Annotated in this window: 2 protein-coding genes; both read right to left on the bottom strand. The window is 37.7% G+C overall.

The genetic code is table 11. The features are described from left to right. Positions 1–151: 151 nt before the first annotated feature. Positions 152–697, bottom strand: a complete 546-nt coding sequence (locus ACFFXY_RS25280) for a hypothetical protein (RefSeq protein WP_023317533.1) — start codon at positions 695–697, stop codon at positions 152–154. A gap of 25 nt (positions 698–722) precedes the next feature. Next, positions 723–1,049 (bottom strand): hypothetical protein, encoded by a 327-nt coding sequence (locus ACFFXY_RS25275; protein WP_050516389.1) that lies wholly within the window; start codon positions 1,047–1,049, stop codon positions 723–725. Positions 1,050–1,316 lie beyond the last annotated feature (267 nt).

The following is a 1,316-nucleotide window of genomic DNA, read 5'->3' as shown; positions in this document are numbered from 1 at the left end:
CCATTACATCGGTAGTAAGCGGTGTAACCGTCAGCAAAAGATCGACCGGGGAATATAAATGCTAGGAACGCAATTAACCAATACATAGTTGAGAATCTTGGTATTACACATTTCACTATCCTCTCTTTCATTTTTCGTTCACCATACTTTGTTATCTGATTTTTAATTTTTCTATTTTATAAACCAAGTCTCTACCAAAAAGGCGAAAATTATCCTCAAATAATAATAATTGTTTAAGAACATCCATGAAAGCAGCTGCTTCACCCTCAGTTATGGGAGCTACTCTATATAACATATAACCTGAGTTAAGGGTTTCTTTTATACTTTCTTCAATGCTCATTATAAATATTAGTGGATTATCATTTTTCTTCCCCCATGGGTTTCTAATTAATCCTTCGATGTACTCAGGTCCTTTGCGTCCTATTGCCTGCGCAATATTTTTTATTTCATCTGCGTGAGGGCTTTGTTGTACAGCTTTGTTTATGCCTGCTTGAGTGATTTTCAGAGACTCTACACCGTGTATGTTGTATGAGATAAAATGTAATAAATTAAGATGCAATGCAATTAATCCATTTTTGTTTACATCTGAGTATTTGGATAAAAAACGTAATGAAGTGTTAACTCTCCCTTGAAGCCTAACAATTGGGAGTGCTGCCTTGTATATTTCCTTCTCCGTTAAATACCGTTTAAAAAACATAATTCTCCGCCTCCGTATAGCGTGCCTATTTTATTTCGTCGTAAAACTTAGCTCTGAAATATTCCTTTAGAACCATCATGTCATTAATAATTGAATCTATCTCATCCATTTTTTCTTGGTATTCTTTTAATGGTGAAGGGAGCGGTAACTCAATATTTGAAAAGTGATTGGCGAGATAGGGATCAAGGTTTCTCATCCATTCAGGCTTTTCGCCAATGCGTTCTTCAACTGAAAGTGAACCTGATAATCTCTGGTTAATAAGATCACTTAGACTCATTTTGGTTTTATTCGAAAGCCGTTGTAAGGATTGCTTTAATCCTATATCTAGCATGATATTTGTTCTTTCTCTCATTACCCCCCCTTGCTATTGCGTTTTTTGTTGCGCACAAAGCTACCATTGCGCATTAAGAAACGCAATAAAAAAGGAGGGAGGGAGTGGTTTGTACATGATGTGCAGTGCGCTGAGGGCATCAGTGGCGGGTGTTTTTCCGTGGGATGGATGGAGCTCCGGGGATAACAGAACTGACGATCATTTAAAGGATCTTCTTGAGATCCTTTTTTTCTGCGCGTAATCTCTTGCACTGTAAACGAAAAAACCGCCTGGGGAGGCGGTTTGATC

This window comes from Glycomyces mayteni (genome assembly GCF_042428885.1).
Lineage (GTDB): Bacteria > Actinomycetota > Actinomycetes > Mycobacteriales > Micromonosporaceae > Glycomyces > Glycomyces mayteni.
This window is presented reverse-complemented; position numbering and strand designations above follow the sequence as displayed.